This window comes from uncultured Oceanisphaera sp. (assembly GCF_947495715.1).
GTDB lineage: Bacteria > Pseudomonadota > Gammaproteobacteria > Enterobacterales > Aeromonadaceae > Oceanimonas > Oceanimonas sediminis.
This window is the reverse complement of sequence record NZ_CANLZU010000003.1, coordinates 123,179-142,761: the sequence shown is the minus strand read 5'-3', so window position 1 is coordinate 142,761 and position 19,583 is coordinate 123,179. Positions and strand designations below refer to the sequence as shown.

At 60.2% G+C, this 19,583-nt stretch carries 21 protein-coding genes; 14 read left to right on the top strand and 7 right to left on the bottom strand.

The genetic code is table 11. The features are described from left to right. The first annotated feature begins 21 nt into the window (after nt 1-21). On the top strand, nt 22-273 hold the full coding sequence (locus Q0753_RS03080; RefSeq protein ID WP_298717066.1) for a YkgJ family cysteine cluster protein: 252 nt from the start codon (nt 22-24) through the stop codon (nt 271-273). A gap of 19 nt (nt 274-292) precedes the next feature. On the opposite strand, the gene envC is transcribed toward Q0753_RS03080, so the two are convergent. Together envC and gpmM are read right to left on the bottom strand one after the other, a co-directional pair. Continuing rightward, entirely contained in the window at nt 293-1,519 is a 1,227-nt protein-coding gene (gene envC / locus Q0753_RS03075; protein ID WP_298717063.1) for a murein hydrolase activator EnvC, read from the bottom strand. A gap of 10 nt (nt 1,520-1,529) precedes the next feature. Continuing rightward, nucleotides 1,530-3,062: a 2,3-bisphosphoglycerate-independent phosphoglycerate mutase gene (gpmM, locus tag Q0753_RS03070; RefSeq protein ID WP_298717060.1), complete on the bottom strand. Its 1,533-nt coding sequence runs from the start codon at nt 3,060-3,062 to the stop codon at nt 1,530-1,532. A gap of 218 nt (nt 3,063-3,280) precedes the next feature. Between gpmM and Q0753_RS03065 the strand changes: the two genes are divergently transcribed. The 3 genes from Q0753_RS03065 to gpsA are packed head-to-tail and all read left to right on the top strand — an operon-like array spanning nt 3,281 to nt 5,227. Beyond that, nucleotides 3,281-3,709: a rhodanese-like domain-containing protein gene (locus Q0753_RS03065; RefSeq protein ID WP_298717057.1), complete on the top strand. Its 429-nt coding sequence runs from the start codon at nt 3,281-3,283 to the stop codon at nt 3,707-3,709. Nucleotides 3,710-3,740: 31 nt separating this feature from the next. Continuing rightward, nucleotides 3,741-4,223 (top strand): protein-export chaperone SecB, encoded by a 483-nt coding sequence (gene secB / locus Q0753_RS03060; RefSeq protein WP_298717054.1) that lies wholly within the window; start codon nt 3,741-3,743, stop codon nt 4,221-4,223. Further along, nucleotides 4,223-5,227, top strand: a complete 1,005-nt coding sequence (gene gpsA, locus Q0753_RS03055; RefSeq protein WP_298717051.1) for an NAD(P)H-dependent glycerol-3-phosphate dehydrogenase — start codon at nt 4,223-4,225, stop codon at nt 5,225-5,227. Before secB ends, gpsA begins: the two co-directional genes overlap by 1 nt. A gap of 427 nt (nt 5,228-5,654) precedes the next feature. Here the strand turns inward: gpsA and nfuA are convergent, their stop codons facing one another. Both nfuA and Q0753_RS03045 read right to left on the bottom strand, forming a co-directional pair. Further along, nucleotides 5,655-6,233, bottom strand: coding sequence for a Fe-S biogenesis protein NfuA (gene nfuA, locus Q0753_RS03050; protein WP_298717048.1), 579 nt, complete (start codon nt 6,231-6,233; stop codon nt 5,655-5,657). Nucleotides 6,234-6,305: 72 nt separating this feature from the next. Then, nucleotides 6,306-7,001: a phosphoribosyltransferase family protein gene (locus Q0753_RS03045; RefSeq protein WP_298717045.1), complete on the bottom strand. Its 696-nt coding sequence runs from the start codon at nt 6,999-7,001 to the stop codon at nt 6,306-6,308. A 28-nt stretch (nt 7,002-7,029) separates the two neighbouring features. Here Q0753_RS03045 and bioH point away from each other — a divergent pair, with 28 nt between their 5' ends. The 4 genes from bioH to Q0753_RS03025 all read left to right on the top strand — a co-directional run bounded on the left by bioH (nt 7,030) and on the right by Q0753_RS03025 (nt 9,810). Next, nucleotides 7,030-7,842: a pimeloyl-ACP methyl ester esterase BioH gene (gene bioH, locus Q0753_RS03040; protein ID WP_298717042.1), complete on the top strand. Its 813-nt coding sequence runs from the start codon at nt 7,030-7,032 to the stop codon at nt 7,840-7,842. 80 nt (nt 7,843-7,922) lie between these two features. Next, nucleotides 7,923-8,243, top strand: a complete 321-nt coding sequence (locus tag Q0753_RS03035) for a hypothetical protein (RefSeq protein ID WP_298717039.1) — start codon at nt 7,923-7,925, stop codon at nt 8,241-8,243. Nucleotides 8,244-8,267: 24 nt separating this feature from the next. Beyond that, nucleotides 8,268-8,990: a ferredoxin--NADP reductase gene (locus Q0753_RS03030; protein WP_298717036.1), complete on the top strand. Its 723-nt coding sequence runs from the start codon at nt 8,268-8,270 to the stop codon at nt 8,988-8,990. A 103-nt stretch (nt 8,991-9,093) separates the two neighbouring features. Next, a complete protein-coding gene (locus Q0753_RS03025; protein ID WP_298717033.1) occupies nt 9,094-9,810 on the top strand; it encodes a YebC/PmpR family DNA-binding transcriptional regulator in 717 nt (238 codons plus the stop codon). 104 nt (nt 9,811-9,914) lie between these two features. Here the strand turns inward: Q0753_RS03025 and Q0753_RS03020 are convergent, their stop codons facing one another. Genes Q0753_RS03020 through Q0753_RS03010 form a run of 3 tightly spaced genes read right to left on the bottom strand, consistent with a single transcriptional unit; the run spans nt 9,915 to nt 13,006 of the window. Continuing rightward, nucleotides 9,915-12,134: a PepSY domain-containing protein gene (locus Q0753_RS03020; protein WP_298717030.1), complete on the bottom strand. Its 2,220-nt coding sequence runs from the start codon at nt 12,132-12,134 to the stop codon at nt 9,915-9,917. 22 nt (nt 12,135-12,156) lie between these two features. Continuing rightward, complete coding sequence (locus Q0753_RS03015) at nt 12,157-12,627, bottom strand: DUF2271 domain-containing protein (protein ID WP_298717028.1); 471 nt, start codon at nt 12,625-12,627, stop codon at nt 12,157-12,159. 28 nt (nt 12,628-12,655) lie between these two features. Next, nucleotides 12,656-13,006, bottom strand: coding sequence for a PepSY domain-containing protein (locus Q0753_RS03010; protein ID WP_298717026.1), 351 nt, complete (start codon nt 13,004-13,006; stop codon nt 12,656-12,658). A gap of 207 nt (nt 13,007-13,213) precedes the next feature. On the opposite strand from Q0753_RS03010, the gene Q0753_RS03005 reads away from it, so the two are divergent. The 6 genes from Q0753_RS03005 (at nt 13,214) to Q0753_RS02980 (ending at nt 19,520) form a co-directional block, all read left to right on the top strand. Beyond that, entirely contained in the window at nt 13,214-13,873 is a 660-nt protein-coding gene (locus tag Q0753_RS03005) for a response regulator transcription factor (RefSeq protein WP_298717024.1), read from the top strand. Beyond that, nucleotides 13,870-15,228: a histidine kinase dimerization/phospho-acceptor domain-containing protein gene (locus Q0753_RS03000; RefSeq protein WP_298717023.1), complete on the top strand. Its 1,359-nt coding sequence runs from the start codon at nt 13,870-13,872 to the stop codon at nt 15,226-15,228. Before Q0753_RS03005 ends, Q0753_RS03000 begins: the two co-directional genes overlap by 4 nt. Before the next feature lie 361 nt (nt 15,229-15,589). Then, nucleotides 15,590-16,324, top strand: coding sequence for an aspartate/glutamate racemase family protein (locus Q0753_RS02995; protein WP_298717020.1), 735 nt, complete (start codon nt 15,590-15,592; stop codon nt 16,322-16,324). A 129-nt stretch (nt 16,325-16,453) separates the two neighbouring features. Further along, the gene (locus Q0753_RS02990; protein WP_298717017.1) at nt 16,454-17,845 is read left to right on the top strand and encodes an NCS1 family transporter; all 1,392 of its coding nucleotides are present in this window, start codon (nt 16,454-16,456) and stop codon (nt 17,843-17,845) included. Nucleotides 17,846-17,958: 113 nt separating this feature from the next. Beyond that, nucleotides 17,959-18,624: an aspartate/glutamate racemase family protein gene (locus Q0753_RS02985; RefSeq protein ID WP_298717262.1), complete on the top strand. Its 666-nt coding sequence runs from the start codon at nt 17,959-17,961 to the stop codon at nt 18,622-18,624. Nucleotides 18,625-18,818: 194 nt separating this feature from the next. Further along, nucleotides 18,819-19,520 (top strand): GntR family transcriptional regulator, encoded by a 702-nt coding sequence (locus Q0753_RS02980; RefSeq protein ID WP_298717014.1) that lies wholly within the window; start codon nt 18,819-18,821, stop codon nt 19,518-19,520. Nucleotides 19,521-19,583 lie beyond the last annotated feature (63 nt).

Below are 19,583 nucleotides of genomic sequence, written 5' to 3'. Positions count from 1 at the left end.
GCCAAGTCGAGAGGTCGTGTAATGGAATGTCGAAGTAATTGCGGTGCCTGCTGTATCGCCCCCAGTATCAGCGGCCCGCTGCCGGGTATGCCCGATGGCAAGGCCGCCGGCGAGCCCTGTCTGCATCTGCTGGAGGATATGCGCTGTGCGCTGTTTGGCAAGCCGGAGCGGCCGGCGGTGTGCGGCACCTTCAAGGCCATGGCCGACGTGTGCGGCACCAGTCAGGCCGAGGCGCTGTGGCTGATTGACGAACTGGAAGCGGCGACCTGCTAGTGGCAGGCTAGCGTTAACGTCAGCCTCGTGCCAGCCAGGGCTGGGGATCGATGGCCTTGCCCTGATAACGAATTTCAAAGTAGAGGCCGGCCTTGTCCTGGCCACCGCTTTCGCCACTCAGCGCGATGGGCTGGCCGGCCTTGACCTCGTCACCGGGGTTGCGCAGCAGCGATTGGTTATGGCCATAGAGGCTCATGAAGCCTTTGCCGTGATCGATCACCATCACCATGCCGAAACCGCTGAGCCAGTCGGCGTACACCACCTGGCCATTTGCGATGGCGCTGACTTCCTTGCCGACCGGAGCGCCGATCAGCAGGCCTTTCCAGTGCATCTGGCTGGTGCGGGCAGAGCCGAAGCGATGGATAAGCGCCCCCTTGAGCGGCCAGGGCAGGGTACCCTTGGCCAGACCGGCGAAGTTGCCGCTGGTTTTGGCGACTACCGGCGTTCTGCCGGAGCCACCCTGTTGTTGGGCGAGCCGGTTGCGTTCGGCCTGTTCCCGGGCCGCTCGTTCGCGCGCCGCCTGTTCCCGGGCGGCTCTTTCCCGAGCGGCCTTGATCTGGCGTTCCAGGTGACCGGCCGCCTGTTGCAGATTGTTCAGGCGTTGATTGCTCCGATCCAGCGCCGCATTGAGTTGTTTGGCGGTCTGGCTGCGTTTGGCCTGCTGCTCGCTCAGTTTTTGTCGTTCGGTCTGCTGCCGGGCTAATAGCTGGTTGAGCTGGTTGCGGCTCTGCTCGGCACGACGGCGGTTGTCGGCCAGTTGCTCGCGGGTACGAGCCAGCTGTTGCAGGGCGTCGGCCCGCGCCTGATTAATGTGGGCATAGTAGTGCAGCAACCGGTCTATCTCGGTGCTGTCCTGACCATTGAGCAGCAATTTCAGGTAGTCGTGCCGGCCATTCTGATAGGCGGCCCTGAGTTGTTCCGCCAGCAACTGCTGTTGTTGCTCGGCCTGTTTGCCCAGGGCGCGGTGTTCCTGGTCCAGCCGGGCGAGGGCGGCCTCGTTGTCTTTCAGCTGGTGCCGAGTCTGATTCAGCTTCCGGGCCACCGCGGAAATGGCCTTTTCATCCCGGGCGAGCTGCTGCTGCAGCTGGCTCAACTGTTTTTTCTGTTGCTGTACGTCCTGTTTCTGACTGGCAATCTGACCCTGAACGTTCTTGAGATCCTTGCTGTCATCCGCCCAAGCAAAAGCACCGGCCATCAGGCCGGTGCTTAGCAGTAATAATGAAACGATCAGTCGTTGTTTGCCCATATGGGCTAGATTATTTCAGAACCATCAGAGGCTTGCCAGTCATTTGCGTCGGTGTTTCCATCCCCATCAGGCTCAGCATGGTCGGTGCCAGATCCGACAGCCGGCCCTTGGCGGCCGGAACCGCATCGCGGCCGACGTAAATCAGCGGCACCGGCAGGTTGGTGTGCGCAGTTTGTACCTGACCGGTGACCGGATTGACCATCTGCTCGGCATTGCCGTGATCGGCGGTGATCAGCGCTTCGCCGCCCACTTGTTCCAGCGCTTCCACTACCCGGCCGATGGAGGTGTCCACGGCTTCACAGGCCTTGACCGCCGCCTCGAATACCCCGGTGTGGCCGACCATGTCGCCGTTGGGGTAGTTGCAGATGATGACGTCATAGGCCTGGCTTTTGATGGCGGCCACCAGTTTGTCGGTGAGCAATTCGGCGTTCATTTCCGGCTGCAGATCGTAGGTGGCCACCTGGGGGCTGGGGATCAGCTCGCGCTGTTCGCCCTCGAAGCAGGCTTCCCGGCCACCGTTGAAGAAGAAGGTGACGTGCGCGTACTTTTCGGTCTCGGAGATACGCAACTGGGTCTTGTTGTGTTTGGCCAGCCATTCACCCAGGGTGTTGGGCAGAGCCTCGGGCGGATAGGCACAGGACGTGTCGATGTCGGCCGCATATTCGGTCAGCATCACGAAGCTGCTCAGGGCCGGCCGGCTGGTACGTTCAAAGCCGGTGAAATCATCCTGCACGAAGGCGCGGGTCAGCTCCCGGGCCCGATCGGCACGAAAGTTCATGAAGATGACCGCATCGCCGTCCTGCATGGAAACCGGCTCACCGACGGTGGTGGTCTGGACGAATTCGTCGTTTTCTTCACGGGCATAGGCGGCCTGCAGCGCCTCGACACCGGTGGCACTGTGATACTCGGCCCGGCCCTGGGTCAGCAAATCATAGGCGCTTTGTACCCGATCCCAGCGGTTGTCTCTGTCCATGGCGAAGTAACGCCCCACCACCGAGGCCAGACGACCCTTACCCAAGTCGGCAAACAGGGTGTCGACACGTTCGATGGACGGCTGGGCGGAGCGGGGGGCGACATCCCGGCCATCGAGAAAGGCATGCAGATAGATGTGCTCGGCACCGCGCTCGGCGGCCATGTTGATCATGGTGGCTATCTGGTCTTCATGACTGTGTACGCCACCGGCCGACAGCAGGCCCATGATATGCACGGCCTTGCCCTGATCGGCGGCGCCGTCGATGGCGGCGGTCAGCACCGGATTGGAGAAGAAATCCCCGTTTTCGATGGCCTTGTCGATGCGGGTCAGATCCTGATAAACGATGCGGCCGGCACCGATGTTGACGTGGCCAACCTCGGAGTTGCCCATCTGGCCTTCGGGCAGACCCACGTCGTGACCGGAGGTGGAAATCAGCATCGAGGGGCGGTGTTGCATCAGGTCGTCGAGCACCGGAGTATGCGCGGTGTGAATGGCGTTATGTTCCGTTTTTTCACTATAACCCCATCCATCCATAATGATGAGAACCAGGGGCTTTTTGGTCGAGTTCATAGTGTAAACCTATGTTGTTATTTGTTGTATAAAGACGGGTCGAGGCGGCTTAACCGGCTTTATCTTACTACAGTTGCCGATTTGGTCTCCAGCCGAACACCGGCGGCAATTCCGGCCACGAAGGTGGAGAAGGGTGATTGGACTCGGGCTGCTGTTATTTACCGATGCCCCATGTATACTCGGGCTTTTCCGTATTTTGACTCTAAAGAAGTAACATTATGCAAGAGTACCTCGATTTTGCCGCCAGTCACCCCATGCTGAGCATGGTCTGGCTGGGCCTGGTTGCCGTCATCATCTACATGACCCTGATGTCCAAACTGACCAAGGTGCAGATAGTACCGAGTCAGCAGGCGGTATTACTGATCAACAAGCAAAACGCCGTGGTGGTGGATGTTCGCGCCGCCGAAGAATTCCGCAAGGGCCACATTGCCGGCGCCATCAACGTGCCTGCCGCTCAGCTCAAGGCCAATAACCTGAACCTGATCGAGAAATACCAGGACAAGCCGGTCATACTGGTGTGCGAAACCGGTATGACCACCAGCGGTGTCGGTCGTCTGTTGACCAAGGCCGGCTTCAACCAGGTTCACGCCCTGCGTGGCGGCATGGCCGACTGGCGTACCCAGAACCTGCCGGTAACCAAACGTTAATCTTTCAACGCATAAAAATAAGGATATCTTCATGGCTGAAACAGAAAACGGCGCCGCCAACACCGAGGCCCAGCAACAGGTTGAATTTCAGATCCAGCGTGTCTATCTGAAGGACGTGTCCTTCGAAGCGCCGTCCACGCCGCTGGTATTCCAGAAAGAATGGAAGCCCGAAGTAAAACTGGATCTGGATACCAAGAGCGCCCGTCTGGGTGACAACGTATTCGAAGTGGTACTGACCCTGACCGTGACCTGCCACATGGGCGAAGGCGAAACCGTGTACCTGTGCGAAATTCAGCAGGCCGGTATCTTTACCATCGGCAACATGGCCGAGCCGCAACTGGCGCACTGCCTGGGTGCCTTCTGCCCCAATATCCTGTTCCCCTATGCCCGTGAAACCGTGGGCAGCCTGGTGGGTCGCGGTTCCTTCCCGCAACTGAACCTGGCACCGGTGAACTTCGATGCTCTGTTTGCCGCCCACGTACAGCGTGCCCAGCAACAGCAGGCGGATGCCTGATGCATAAGGATGCCGCCATCTCGGTTTTGGGTGCCGGCTCCTATGGTACGGCACTGGCCATTGCCATCGCGCGTAATGGCCACCGAACCCTGCTGTGGAGTCACAGGCCCGAGCAGGTGGCGACCCTGGCCACTGAGCGCTGCAACAAGGTTTTTCTGCCCGATGCCACCTTTCCCGACAGCCTGATTCCCGAAGCCGGCCTGAAGCAGGTGGTGCAGGCCAGTCGCGATCTGCTGGTGGTGGTGCCGAGTCATGTGTTTGCCGATGTGCTGAAACAGATAAAGCCGTTTTTGCGCAAAGACAGCCGCGTTGCCTGGGCCACCAAGGGGCTGGACCCTACTTCCGGCAGCCTGTTGCAGGATGTGGCCCGAGAGATTCTGGGTGACCGGATCCCGCTGGCGGTCTTGTCGGGGCCGACCTTTGCCAAAGAGCTGGCCATGGGGCTACCCACCGCCATTTCTCTTGCGTCTTCCGACGATGATTTTGCCGGCGACTTGGCGGATCTGGTGCACTGTGATCGCTCGTTCCGGGTTTATCTCAACGACGACATGGTGGGCTTGCAACTCGGTGGGGCGGTGAAAAACGTCATCGCCATCGGTGCCGGCCTGGCCGACGGCCTGGGTTTCGGTGCCAACGCCCGTACCGCGCTGATTACCCGTGGCATGGTGGAGCTGCAGCGCCTGGGCGTGGCCCTGGGTGCCAGACAGGAAACCTTCATGGGCATGGCGGGGCTGGGTGATCTGGTGCTGACCTGCACCGACAATCAGTCGCGCAACCGCCGTTTTGGCCTGGCCCTCGGCCGGGGACAGGACGTGCAGGCAGCCATGACCGACATCGGTCAGGTGGTGGAAGGCTATCGCAATGCCGCCGAAGTACATCAGCTGGCGGCCCGTTACAGCGTGGAAATGCCCATCTGCGAGCAGGTCTATCAGGTGCTGTATCAGGGCAAGAATGCCAAAGAAGCGGCCATTGCCCTGCTGAGCCGGGATCGCAAGACGGAATAACGTGCCGCAAGCGATAAGCCTATCTTTGCGTCACAAGTCAGGTTTATCTAGCGTATCGAAGCTAGGAGGCAACAGGGTTGCCTCCTCCGACCCGCTTCAAGCACATCCTTGTGGCGCTCAGCACATGACATCCCTGTCATGTGACGGTCGGCTGAGGCAATCCCTGCTGTCTCCTTTTAACTCTTGAGTCGTCTGCCGGTGACACTAACAGGCATGGAGAAGCTTGCAGGAGGACAAGGGGATCTGCTCAGCCGACCATCTGCGCCAAGGATGGCGCGGTTGAGCCCCCAGGGAGGGGTTTACGGCGTGTCGGCGGAGTCGGACCCTTTGGCCGACTTCAGCGGGTTAAACGGTAAATACTGACAAAAAAGGGAGCCGACATGGCTCCCTTTTTACTATTCGCCTTTTACTACACCGAGTGGTGAACTCAGTAGTAGGAGTGCTCGCCGCGCTCATGATCGGTGGCATCGCGCACACCGGTAATTTCGCCGGCAAACAGTTCAAGCAGCTGCTTTTCGATACCATCTTTCAGCGTGACATCAATCATGGAGCAACCGTTACAGCCGCCGCCAAACTGCAGAATGGCCAGGCCATCCGGCGTGATTTCGGTCAGTACCACCTTGCCGCCGTGGCTGGCCAGCCCCGGGTTGATCTGGGACTGCAGCACATATTCGACTCGGTCCGCCAGCGGCGCATCATCCGGTACCTTGGCCATTTTGGCATTGGGGGCTTTCAGGGTGAGCTGAGAGCCCATCTGATCGCTGACAAAATCGATTTCGGCGGCGTCCAGGAAAGAGACGCTCTGCTGATCCACGACCGCCTCAAAACCTTCGAACGGCAAATGCATATCGTCATGATCGACGGCATCGGGCGGGCAGTAAGAGACGCCGCATTCGGCGTTGGGGGTGCCCGGGTTAACCACAAACACCCGGATATTGGTGCCTTCCGGCTGTTGCGACAACAGTTTGCGGAAATGTTCCTGGGCGGTTTCGGAAATCGTAATCATCGCTATCCTCGTAAACCTGACTAAACAACTCAACTTTAAATCATACTCCTGTTGCCGCCGCTTGAATAGTCGTCAGTGATCAAGAGTCCGGCATGCGGCCCACACCTCTACCCGGCTTACCCCCTGGCGGTGTAGCAGCCGGGTCAGCTCGGTCATGGTGGTGCCGGTGGTGATCACATCATCCAGCAATGCCACGTGATGATATGCCATGGGGCGAGCAGCAAAGGCGCCGTGCAGGTTTCGCTTGCGCTGGCGGCGATTGAGTTGGGTCTGAGAGGCGGTGGCGCGCAGTCGACGCAAGGCGTCAGTATCCACCGGAATGTTCAGTACATCCTGCAGGCCGCGGGCAATTTCGGTGGCCTGGTTGTAGCCTCGCCTCAGTTGCCGCCACCAGTGCAATGGCACCGGCAGTATGGCCTCCGGATAGGGTGGTGCCAGTTGTCGGGCCAGCAACTGACCGAGCAGGCGACCGTTCAATGCCCGTTGATGATATTTGAGGTCGTGGATCAGGCGAGGGTAGGGCGACTCAAAGTCGGCCAGTACCCGCATTCGTTGCCAGGGTGGCGGACGGCGCTGACATTGGCCGCAGTGAGCGTCTGTCACCGCCAGCGGAAAGGCGCATCGCGGGCAGGGGTGTTCCAGCTGTGGCAACTCGTCCCGGCACTGACGGCAGATCAGCGCCTGTTGCTCGCAGTCGTGCCGACACAGCAGGCACTGGCCCCACCAGAGAGGGCCTGATTGTAAGCGGGCGGTCAGCCGTCTTATCATGGCGGTATCAAGATAACGGGGTTTGCAGATGAGTGTATATGTAGAACGGCGCGGCCGGGGGCCGGATCTGGTGTTGTTGCACGGCTGGGGCATGAACGGTGCGGTCTGGCAGGGGCTGGCCCCACGACTGGAAGCAGACTTTCGGCTGCATCTGGTCGACTTGCCCGGCTTTGGCCACAGCCCGGCGCTGCCTGCGCATGCCGGCCTGGATGACTGGGCCGCCGCCGTGTTGGGAGCCGTGCCCGACGAGGCGGCCTGGCTGGGCTGGTCGCTGGGCGGGCTGGTCGCCACCCATGCCGCCCTGCAGGCACCAATGCGGGTGCGAAGCCTGATCACCCTGGCCAGCTCGCCCCGGTTTGTCGCCGGGGACGACTGGCCCGGCATCAAGCCTGCGGTACTGGCAGCCTTTGAACAGCAACTGGCCGAGGATCATCGGCAGGTGGTCAATCGTTTTCTGGCGCTGCAGGCGATGGGCAGCGAACATGCGCGGGAAGACATTCGCCAACTGCGTGACAGCCTGGCTCAAAAGCCGGCGCCCGATCCGGCCGCGCTGGCCGCCGGCCTGGCGCTGCTGGGCGATGTGGATTTGCGCACCGGCTTGAGTCGGCTGCAATTACCCATGTTGCGCCTGTATGGCCGGCTCGACGGCCTGGTGCCGAAAAAGGCCGTTGCCCTGGTCGATGCCCTGGCACCGCACAGCCAAAGCCACGTTGAGCCCCGGGCTTCGCACGCTTCCTTTATTTCGCATCCGGAGGCCACCGCCGAGCAAATACGCGCTTTTTTGCTCAATGTGGCCGGCAGGCAAGACCCGGACACCGGGCTGTCAATCTCGGTGAGCTGACCTATAGTAAGGGCTCGGTGATTATGTACCGATCGAAGGCACGGCAGCCATAATCAGGTAATTCATGCAGGGAGGTTGCGATGACAATACCGGTAATCTTGCCCACCATGTTGCCCAATCTGGTTCAGCCCGGCACCGAGTCGGCTCATGCCGATCAGGTGCGTCGCCCGGTAATACCGGTGATTACGGCGGTGCAGCCTTATGTTGCCATTCGGCCGCGCCATCAGGATCGAGAACGGGATCGGCGCCAGGCCGCCTTTGAAGCCTGGCTGGGCTTACACCGGGGTGCATTCTGTCTGATTGGTGCCAACACCGCCATGAGCCGTCGGCTCGATATCATCAACCGGCGTTATCACAGCTCGAATGAGGACGCCGGCATCGAGCTGGATATTGAAGTCTGATTCGAGTCAGAGGAGCCATCGGTCATGGCCAGTTATCAACTCACACTCAAGCGCAAGCAACGGGTTGCCGAAGACACCCTGGCGTTGTATTTCGACAAGCCCGATGATTTCGGCTTCAAGGCCGGTCAGTGTGCCCGCCTGTTACTGGTCGATCCGCCCGAAACCGACGAAGAGGGTAACGGGCGTATTCTCTCTCTGGCGTCCACCCCTGCCGAGTCCGAGCTGATGGTCGCCACTCGCATCAGAGACAGCGCCTTCAAGCGGGTGATCAGTGCTCTGGAGCCGGGGGCCGACGTTACCCTCAAGGGTCCTTATGGCGATTTTACCCTGCCTGTCGATGTGACTCGGGAGCTGGTGTTTATTACCGGCGGCATCGGCATCACACCGGTCAGAAGCATGCTGCTGCAGGCCGTTGCCGAGCATAAGGGGCGCAAAATGACGCTGTTTTATGCCAACCGGCGGCCGGAAGATGCCGCCTTTCTCGACGAGCTGACACAGGTTTGTGCCGATAATCCGGGCTGCACTTTGGTGGCCACCATGAGTCAGGCCGAGCAGTCGGCACAACACTGGCAAGGCGAGCGCGGCTATGTGGACAGAGCCATGCTGGCGCGTTATCTGACCGACCTGACCCGACCCGTTTATTATCTGGACGGGCCGCCCGGGCTGGTGGCGGCGATGAAAACCATGCTGCTTGATGCCGGGGTCGCCGAAGATCAGTTGCGTACCGAGGAATTTGCCGGTTATTGACGATGAGGGGCAGAAAAACAGGGCGGCAGGGAACATGAAAATAGATCTGCTGCTTTTCTGTGTGTAAAATTCGCCCTCTTCCGATGAACAACGAGACCATCCCATGGGCAGAGCCTATCAAAACCGCAAAGAATCCATCGCCAAAACGGCGAATGCCAAGAGCAAGGTCTACAGCAAATACGGCCGTGAAATCTATGTTGTTGCCAAGTCCGGTGGTGCCGACCCGGACGGTAACCTGGCGCTGCGCGGCCTGATTGAGCGCGCCAAGAAAGACCAGGTGCCTGCCCATGTCGTCGAAAAAGCCCTGCAAAAAGCCACCAGTGGCGCCGGTGAAGACTTTTCTCCCGCCCGCTACGAAGGTTTTGGCCCCGGCAACTGCATGGTGATCGTGGATTGTCTGACCGACAACCCCAACCGCACCATCGGCGATGTGCGCCAGTGCTTCAACAAGGTCAAGGCCAAGATCGGTACCTCCGGCACCGTCAGTCACATGTTTGACCACTGCGCCATTCTGGTGTTTGCCGGCGACGACGAAGACGCCGTGCTGGAAGCGCTGATGATGGCCGACGTGGATGTGACCGATGTCGAGCAGGAAGGCGGCAAGATCACCGTGTTTGCGCCGCACACCGAATACTTCAAGACCAAGCAGGCGTTGACCGAGGCCTTTTGCGACATCGACTTTGACGTCGACAGCATTCAGTTTGTGCCCCAGAACACCGTTGAAGTGACCGGTGACGATGTGGCCCAGCTCGAGCGTTTTCTCGACATGCTGGACGACGTGGACGACGTACAGAACGTGTACCACAACGCCGAGTATTAATACCGGCCGGTCGTATGCCTTCGGGCAGACAAAAACAGGGGACAGCCCATCGGCTGCCCCCTGTTTTTTTATCACGCTGTCATGCTGGTTATTCGATTCTGCCCTCAGTAAACATCCTCCCGATAGCGGCCCTGCGCCTTGAGGGTCTGCACATCCATGCCCAGCGGGGCCATTACCTGATTCAGGGTGACCATCACGCTGTTGGCCATGTCCCGGCCACCACACACCAGAATTTGTGCGCCTCTTTCAATCAGGGTACGCAGTTGCGAGCCGTCCGCCATGATCCTGTCCTGCACGTAGCAGCGTTCGCCGACGCGCGAAAAGGCGGTGTTCAGCTGCGTCAATCGCCGGTCGGCCAGATAATGCTGCAGCTCCGGCTGGTAAAGAAAGTCGGACTGGGGGTCACGGCCGCCCCAGTAAAGATGCACCGGGCGTTTCTGGCGGTTATGACGAATAAAGCCGGCCAGTGGCCCTATGCCGGTGCCGGCACCAATCAGCACCACAGGTGTCTGCCCGGCGAGGGGGCGAAATGCCGGATGGGGCTGAATAAAGGCCTCTATGTCGCCACCCGGCTGCAGGGCGTGTAAAAAGCCGGAGCAGACACCGCCTTCGTGTTTGCGTACGCAGATTTCCAGCTGACCATCGGCTGAGGCGCTGGCCAGCGAATAGAGCCTTGGTACGGCGCTGCCCGGCGGATAGATACCGACCAGGTCGCCGGCCTCGAAAGGCGGCAGGCCGCTTTGTCCGATCAGGCGCCGCCAGACGGTGTCGGCATCGGCCGGCATGGTGAAGCGCAATACGCTGGTTGGCGCCTCTGTGTCTGCGCCATAGTCCACCCGTTCGGCCAGTTGCAGCCGAGTCGTGGGGGCCCGACGGGGCGTGTGATCCAATTTCAGTTCACAGCCGAGCGCCTGACCCAGCCGCTGGCCCCAGCGCGAGAAGGTCTGTGTCGACTGCCGATCTATGGTTTCCAGCGGCATGAGTGATGACCAGCCGCCAGCCAGCAGTGCCGTCTCTACCGTGTTTGCAAACCGGCAAAACTGCGGGAACTGCCGGTCGCCAAAGCCGAGCACCGCAAAGCGGGTATCGGGGCGGGGTTTGATGCGGGCCAGACGAGCCAGAAAGCGGTTGCCCGAGGCGGGGGCATCCCCGTCACCGTAGGTGGCGGTCAAAATCAGCAACTGTCGGGCGCGCCGATAACCGGAGGCCAGATGGTTCATGGGTGCGGTATGCACGCGGTGGCCGGCCGCGGTCAGCGCATCATGCAGGGTGTTGGCAAAGCCCCAGGTGCTGTTGGCTTCACTGCCGACCAGGATCACCGTATCGGCAATATGGGCCCCGCAGTTGTTGGCCAGTTTTGGCCGGGCCCGGCGGCGTTGCCACCATACTCGTATGCCGGTAACGGTCAGTACCGGCACCACCAGCGCACCGAGGCCGAGCAAGAGCCCCAGCCACCAGAGGCCTTCGCCGGTATGCAGCATGGTCAAGAACGCCTGCACGCCCTGTCGGCTGTCATCCCGCTGGTACGACAACAGCTCTCCGCTGTAGGGATTGATATAGCCGGCACCTTGCGTGGTGTGCAGCGAATACACATCGGTCGGCTCATTCGGATAGGGGTAAACCAGTTCTTTCAGCTCGGTCAGGTCGAGGGTTTGCAGGGCGGCCAGGCTGGCCGCCGAGGCAGGCTGACCGTTGGCGGTAATGGCGGGCCATTCGGGCTCTGCCGGTGTTCCTTCCGCGATCAGGCCGAAGGTGAGCGCCGACATATACAAACCGGTCAGGGCCGATAACAGCAGGCCGGGCAGGGCGGCACGACTCAGCCTGGCATGCAGCCGTTTGCTGCCGCTACCTGCCACCGGGCCGAACAGCCGGCGCCAGCCGCCCTGTAACCTTACCAGCATCAGGGTGCCGGAGAGCGACAGTATCAGCATGACCAAGGCCGTTATGCCGGCCATCGCCCGGCCGGGCGAGTCCAGCAGCAGGGAACGATGCAGTTGCCGAACCCAGCGGAAAAAGGCAGAAGGCTGATAGGGAGCGATGGCCTGCCCGGTGAGCGGGCTGACCAGATCGGCGCCGCTTTGATCTGACTGGCGGTAATAGACGACGATGGCGCCCGAAGGCCGGCGTTCAATCTGTTCCACATCGGCATAATGGCGGCCTACTCGTTCGGCCAGCTCGGCCACGCTAATCTGGCCGGTGGCAGGCACCTGGGCACCGGCCCGTTCCATGGCCGGTTCGATGGACAGCACGGCACCGGTCACCGCCAGGGTCAGAATGAACAGGGCGGCCGGCAATGCCGACAGTGAATGCAGTTTGCGCAGCATGGCGCCTCTCCTCGTTGACCGGTTACAGCTGGTAGGTGAAGGATTTCACGTAGCCGCGACCGTTTATCGGCTGGCCGGCTCCTGCCGTGGTCAGCGGCGCAATCACGTCGGCGCGTTGATCGCGCATGTCTTCAACCGAAGTATCCACCCGCAGCTGGTAACCGGCGTCGAACAGCGAATCGTCCAGCTCCACCCTGGTGGTCAGGGTGTGCCCGCTGGTGAGGCTGGCACCGGTTTTACCGTCATATTCGGCGCGCTTCATGCCGCCGCCGCGCGCCCAGCCTTTCAGGTGCTTGTAGTATTTTGACTTCTTGCCGGCCACCCACAGGGTGTCCTGGTAGCGGCCGTCGGCATCGGTGAGATAGATGGCCATATAGGCGCCATCACCGTCATAGCCTTTCAATTCTGTGGTCAGGGTGACTTCCCGCGCCTGGGCCAGGCTCGGCAGGGCGAGTGCCGACGCCAGAACAAGAATCGCTGCGGTTGTTTTCATGATGATGCTCTCCGTGTTGATGAATCGGTCACTCAACCGTTTCGGATGAGAGGGGCATGGAGGGCATGGTCGGCAGCGCCGGATAATCGGAGGTATCACCATCGTCGGCAAACTCGACTTCCAGGCTGCGAATGCGCAACGAGGCCGGTGCATACTTGGCTTCGATGCGATTGCCGCTGCGGTCCATGCCCTTGACCTCATAGCAGCCGTCATCGACCTTGATGCGTCGTACCTGCCAGTCTTGCTGTTCCAGCATCTGGCGCAGGGCTTCACGTGGCTGCCAGTCGGCAACCGGATCATGGCAATCGTCGTCGGCATAGGCGGTGCCGGCAGTCAGCGCGAGGGCGAGGGTGGTGGCGGTAAGCAGTATGGGTTTCATGGGCGGTCTCCTGTAAAAGATGTCTCATTGTGCCCACCTTTCCTGACAACAGCCTGAAGCCCGAAAAAATGCAGGCGCCCCCGGGTCGGCCGACTTCGTATACTGGCGATTGGCGGCCAAAGTGCCGAACAGACGCGTTTTGTTCAGGCAGCTGTCAGCCAGGGCCGTTACTATCGGTAAAGACAGACCAACACCAAGGAACAGCGCATGCGGATATTACTGATAGAAGATACCGTCGAGCTGGGCACGGCCATACACGAGCAGATTGCCGAGGACGGCCATGCGGTGGACTGGGTGCAGTTGCTGAGCCATGCCGAGTCTAGCGTGCAGAGCACCGCCTACGATCTGATCCTGCTCGACCTGATGCTGCCCGACGGGAGGGGCCTCGATTTTCTGCGTCGGCTGCGAGCGAGCGGCGCCGGTACGCCGGTAATCATCCTCACCGCCCGCGACCAAATCTCCGACCGCATTGCGGGGCTGAACGCCGGTGCCGACGATTACCTGGTGAAGCCGTTCGATCTGTCCGAATTGTCGGCGCGGATTGCCGCCGTGGCCCGGCGTTATCACGGTAACCCCAATCCGTTACTCAAGGTGGGCGGGCTGGAGGTGGATTTGATCGAACACTCGGTGCGTCGCGATGGCCGGCCGGTGGATCTTACCGCCCGCGAATGGGCGTTGTTCGAGGCATTTGTGCAGCGGCCGGGCACCCTGTTGTCCAAGGCGCAGCTGGAAGACCGGCTGTATGAATTTGGTGCCGAAATAGAAAGCAACACCATAGAGGTGTACGTCAGCCGGTTGCGCAAGCGACTGGGCCGGGAGGTCATTGAAACGGTACGCGGCATGGGCTACCGGCTGGCGCGATCATGAGGTCGGGCAGCAGCCTGCAGCGCCGACTTGGCCTGGGTCTGACCCTGGGGGTCACCCTGTTGTGGCTGGTCGCGACTCTGGCGTCGGGGCTGGTGGTGCGCAACGAGCTGGATGAGGCCTTCGACAGCGCGCTGGAAGAAACCGCCCAACGCATACTGCCGTTGGCGGTGACCGAAATCGTGAACCGCGAAGAGCCGTTATTGCCCCAGCAGATTGCGATGTTGCGCCCCCATACCGAACTGCTCAGTTATCTGGTGCGCGATGCCGACGGTAATGTGTTGTTGCAGTCGCACGATGTGGATCCTGCGCTGTTTGATGCACGGCCCCGTACCGGTTTTCGTACGCTGGATCATCATCGGCTGTACGGTGAGTCGGCGGTGAGTGACACCATTTTCATCGAAGTGGCCGAACCGCTGGCGCATCGGCGGAATGCCACATGGGACGCGGTGATGGCATTGCTGTTGCCGCTGTTGCTGTTGATTCCGGTCAGCCTGCTGGGCATCTGGTTACTGGTGCGTTTTAGTCTGCAAAGCGTGCTGGCCTACAAGGGCGCCATCGAGGCCCGTGGCGCCGGCGATTTGTCGCCGGTCACGGCGGCCCGTTTGCCGGCGGAAATCGAGCCGGTCGCCCAGGCGGTCAATCAGCTGATGGAGCGGTTGCGGCGCGCGCTGGAATCGGAGCGCAGCTTCACCGCCAACAGCGCCCATGAATTGCGTACCCCGCTGGCCGCAGCACTGGCCCAGGTCCAGCGCTTGCGACGTGAAACACCGGACGGCCCCTTACAGCAGCGGGTGAGTCAGATTGAAACTTCGCTGCGCAGGCTGGTGCGGTTGTCGGAAAAACTGATGCAACTGGCCAAGGCGGAAGGGGGCGCCCTGGTGTCGGCCGAGCCCCATGATGTGGTTCCGGTCTTGCGGCATGTGGTCGAAGAATGTCGGCGGGAATTTGCTGGCAGAGCGCCGCAGTTATCGGTGCCCGAGCAGACGCCGGTATTCACCACCCTCGATGTGGATGCCTTCGCCATCCTGGTGCGTAATCTGCTCGAGAATGCGCTCAAATACGGCGATGAGCAGCAGCCGGTGAGGGTCTGCCTGTCGCAAACCGGCGTGTTGCGGGTAAGCAACGGCGGGCCCGTGGTGCCAGAAGCTGTTTTGGCCGGGCTGACGGCGCGTTTTTCGCGTGCCCCAGGCACTCATTCTGCCACTCATTCAGGTATCAAGGCAGGATCCGGATTGGGGCTGGCGATTGTGGAGGCCATTGCCCGCGGTGCCGGTACCAGCCTGACGCTGCACTCACCGGCTTCAAACCGACAGGACGGCTTTGAAGCCATGGTGCAGCTGCCGCAACAAGGTTAATCCGCCGCCGGATTATTCACTCCACACCGGGCAAGCCCTCCGTTCAGGAGGGCTTTTTTTACGGCCCGTTGTTATGACCTGAATCACATTATTGCTAACAAAATGGAAACACGTGAGGTGCTGTAATGGGCCGAAAGAGAATGCGAATGAGGCTCGCCTCCTTCGGTGGTTTTCACTAAATACAATTTAATATCAATGCCTTAAGTTTAAATCATGAATTGTTATCCATTCCTTGAAGAACATTTTCGTTACCCGTTACGATGATTAACGATCATATAAATATGTTTACAGTTTGTTAATCCTTGTTCTACTATCAAATCGTTAACAATAAATTGATTGGTTCGTAAACAAGGAGATCGTCGTGAGAATAAAGATCATCAACCCCAATACTACCCAGTCGTTTACCGATGCATTGCAGCGGCTGGCGGACCAGGTGGCGCGGCCCGACACTCAGGTGCTGGCAGTGAGCCCGGCCAGCGGCCCGGCGTCCATCGAAAGTTTCTACGACGAGGCGCTGTCGGTACCCGGCGTGCTGGAAGAGATTGCCAAAGGCGATCGGGAAGAAAATATCGATGCCTATGTGCTGGCCTGCTTCGGAGACCCCGGGCTCTATGCCGCCCGGGAATTGACCGACAAGCCGGTGCTGGGCATTGCCGAGGCGGCGTTTCATATGGCGGTGATGAGTGGTGCCTGTTTCAGCGTGGTGACCACGGCGCCCCGGGTACGCTTCATGACCGAGCATCTGGTCAGCCGCTACGGCTTTGGTGAACAGTGCAAAAACATTCGTACCACGCCGATGCGGGTGCTGGATCTGGCGACCTCGCCGGACGCCGCCATCGCCAAGGTGATTGCCGAATGCGAGCGAGCCAAGGCCGAAGATCATGCCGAGGCCATCGTGCTGGGCTGTGCCGGCATGTCCCAGTATCGGGAGCATATCGAGCAGGCCATCGGCATTCCGGTGATTGACGGTACAGTAGCGGCAGTCAAATTGTGCGAGGCCATGGTGGACATGAAGCTGGGTACCAGTAAGGTACTGACCTTCAGCTGGCCGCGGCCGGACATGGCTCACCCGGGGCGGCAACTCAATATCGCCTGAGATGATTTACCCACATTGATTGCGACAGACAGGGTAGTTTGACTGTCGCAACGGATGCACGGCTCAGGGCAGCCGGCAGAGGACTGGGGCGGTAACGGCCCCGAGTGACGGAATACCGAGGACTAGACTATGGCTATTCAGAATGTAAACAGCGACGTCGCCATTCCCATGCAAACAGGCAAGGCAGGGCCGGCCAATGCCGCCGGCGGCAATGACAAGAAGGCGGGTGAAGAATCACTGGCACCGCAGAAGCACCGAATCATGGGGCGGTTTTCCTACCTGCTGGCCTGGTTCGGTGGCTGCGTATCCATTGGCACCTTTACCATGGGCTCCAGCATCGTTGGCACCCTCAACCTGTTGCAAACCTGCGTGGCCATTGCCATCGGCTGCTTTGTGATTGGCATTGCGCTGGCATTGAACGGCGCCGCCGGTTACAAATACGGCATCCCCTTCATGGTGCAGGCGCGGGCCGCCTTCGGTTTTTCCGGTACCCGCTTTCCGGGACTGGTGCGAGCGGTACCGGCTATCGTCTGGTACGGTTTTCAGAGCTGGATAGGGGCCGGCGCCATCAATGCGGTGTCCGCCACCCTGTTCGGATACGACAATCTGGTGCTGTTCTTCGTGCTGTTCCAGTTTTTGCAGATTGGTCTGTCGATCTTCGGTTTTCAGGGCATCAAGTGGCTGGAAAACGTGGGCAGCGGCTTCATCCTGCTGGCGCTGGTCTACATGTTCTGGAGTGTCATCGACCGTTACGGTGAGGAAATCACCACCAATCTGGTAAACGTTGAAGGCACCTGGGGACTGCCGTTCTGGGGCGCGACCATGCTGTTCCTCGGTATCTACAGCACCATGATGCTGAACGTCAGCGATTATTCCCGCGAGCTGAAAGAAGGCACCAAGCCGGGCCTGCTGACGGTGATTTACGCCATGTCCATTCTGCCCTGTACCCTGTTCATGGGCCTGATTGGCCTGATGGTGTCCGGTGCCACCGGCGTGTCCGATCCGATTCAGGTGTTCTCCAGTGCCGTCGACAACACGCCGCTGCTGGTGATTACCCTGCTGTTCATCGCCTTCGCCCAGGTGACCACCAACGTACTCAATAACGTGGTACCGCCCACCTATATCCTGATGGACGTGTTCAAGCTGAAGTTCCGTACCTCCACCATACTGGTGGGCCTGCTGGCCTTCTGCACCTTCCCCTGGGAACTGGTCAAGGAAGAGTCTTCCGCCGGCCTGCAGATGTTCGTGCAGACCTACTCGGCCTTCCTCGGTCCCATCTTCGCGGTGATGGTGGTGGACTACTTCATTCTGCGTCGTCGCAAGCTGGACCTGGACAAGCTCTATGACGAGCAGGGCCCTTACAAAGGTGTCAACTACGGTGCGGTCATCGCGGCCCTGGCCGGAGCCATGGTAGCCCTGACCTTCTCCTCCGTGTCCTGGTACGCCAGCCTGTTGCCAGCCGGCATCGTCTACTACCTGCTGATGCAGTACTGGCAGCCTTGCCAGCGCTTCCGCCATTAATGCAAAAGGCCCTTCGGGGCCTTTTTTAATGGCTGTGTATCATCGGCAGTGAACCGGGCAGAAGAACCGGGCAAAATGAAACGGCCAGTAGCCAGCCGCAGCAGGAGAATCCCATCAACACCATAGTACTGATCAACCCCAACTCGAATGCCGAGGCGACTGCCTTGATGACCGAGCTGGCCCAGAGAGAAGCCGGTTCGCAGGCGCGGCTGAAAAGCCTGACCAATACGGCGGTGCCTCCGCTGCTGACCACGCCACAGAACATGCAGAATGCGGCGGCGGACGTGGTGGCACTGGGAGTGAAAGCGGCGGCCGATGAACGGGTGTCGGCCTTGATCGTATCGGCGTTCAGCGACCCGGGTCTGGAAGAGCTGCGTGCCCGAGTATCGATTCCGGTGTTCGGCATTGGCGAGGCGGTATTTCACGAGGCGGCTCGCGGTGGCCGGCCATTCGGTATCGTGACCGTCACCCCGGACGAGCAGTTGATCGCCTCTTTTGAACGGAAGGCCGCCGAATTGGGCTACGCCGAGCAGTATCGTGGTACTCGGGTGACGCCCGGTGATCCGCTGGAGCTGGTGGCCTCTCCCGCGCGGCTCGATGCGGCGCTGGCGACGGCGGTGAGCGCATCCATGGAGCAGGATGCGGCCCAGGCGGTGATCATGGGCGGCGGCCCGCTGTCGGCCGCGGCGCCGAGATTGCAGCCGCAGTTCGAGGTGCCCTTGCTGGTGGCGGTGAACGCGGCGGCGCGGGCCGCCGTAAGAGCCATGACCCAGCCGTAATCGGCTGACCCACTCAGGCACCCCTTGCGATCAGGGTTTTCGGTCCCTTTTTTAACAACATGTTGCGTTATTGTTGACAATAATGCCCTGTGCTACTCTGGGGAAAAAGGTACCGGTGCATTGTGCATTCGGTCGCGGGATAGCGGCAGGGCGAACCGAATGTTCACCTTGCCGGACGAAACAGGGCCAAGAGCATGAATAATAAAACCAACGATCTGGATACCGTTTATCAGCGCATCTGGGAAGCGATAGTGGCGCACAAGCTGCTGCCCGGCACCCGCCTGAAAGAAGAGGAATTGAGCGAAACCTTTGGCCTGAGCCGGGGCTTCGTACGCAAGCTGCTGCTGCAGTTGTCTTATCACAAGCTGGTGAATCTGGTCCCCAACAGCGGTGCCTTTGTGGCCGAGCCTTCACCGGAAGAGGCGCGGGAAATTTTTCAGGCCCGGCGCCTGATTGAAGCCGAACTGGTACGTGAGCTGGCCAGTAAATGCACCGGGCGTGAAAAGACCTTGCTGCAGGAACACCTGGAGCGGGAGCACCAGGCGATTGAGCAGGGCCAGCAGAGCCTGCGTATTCGTTTGTCCGGCGAGTTTCATCTGTTGATCGGCAAGCTGGCCAACAAGCCGGTGCTGACCTCGTTTCTGCATGAAATCATTCCCCGCTCTTCCCTGATTGTGGCGCTGTATCAGGGCACGGGGGCTCGCAAGGGCAAGGCGCATCATTCGGGGCTGTCGTGCAGCGAGCACAACGAGCTGCTGGATGCCATTGCCGACCACCAGGTGGAGCGGGCGGTCAGGCTGATGGTGGATCATCTCAACGAGATTGAAACCCAGCTGCAGCTGGAGCCGACCGCCGAGGAAGACGTGAACCTGAAGCACATTTTTGCCGAGATCTGAGCCGGGTGAGAGTATGCCCCGGCGAACAGAAGCTTGAACAGACCCTCCTGACGGAGGGTTTTT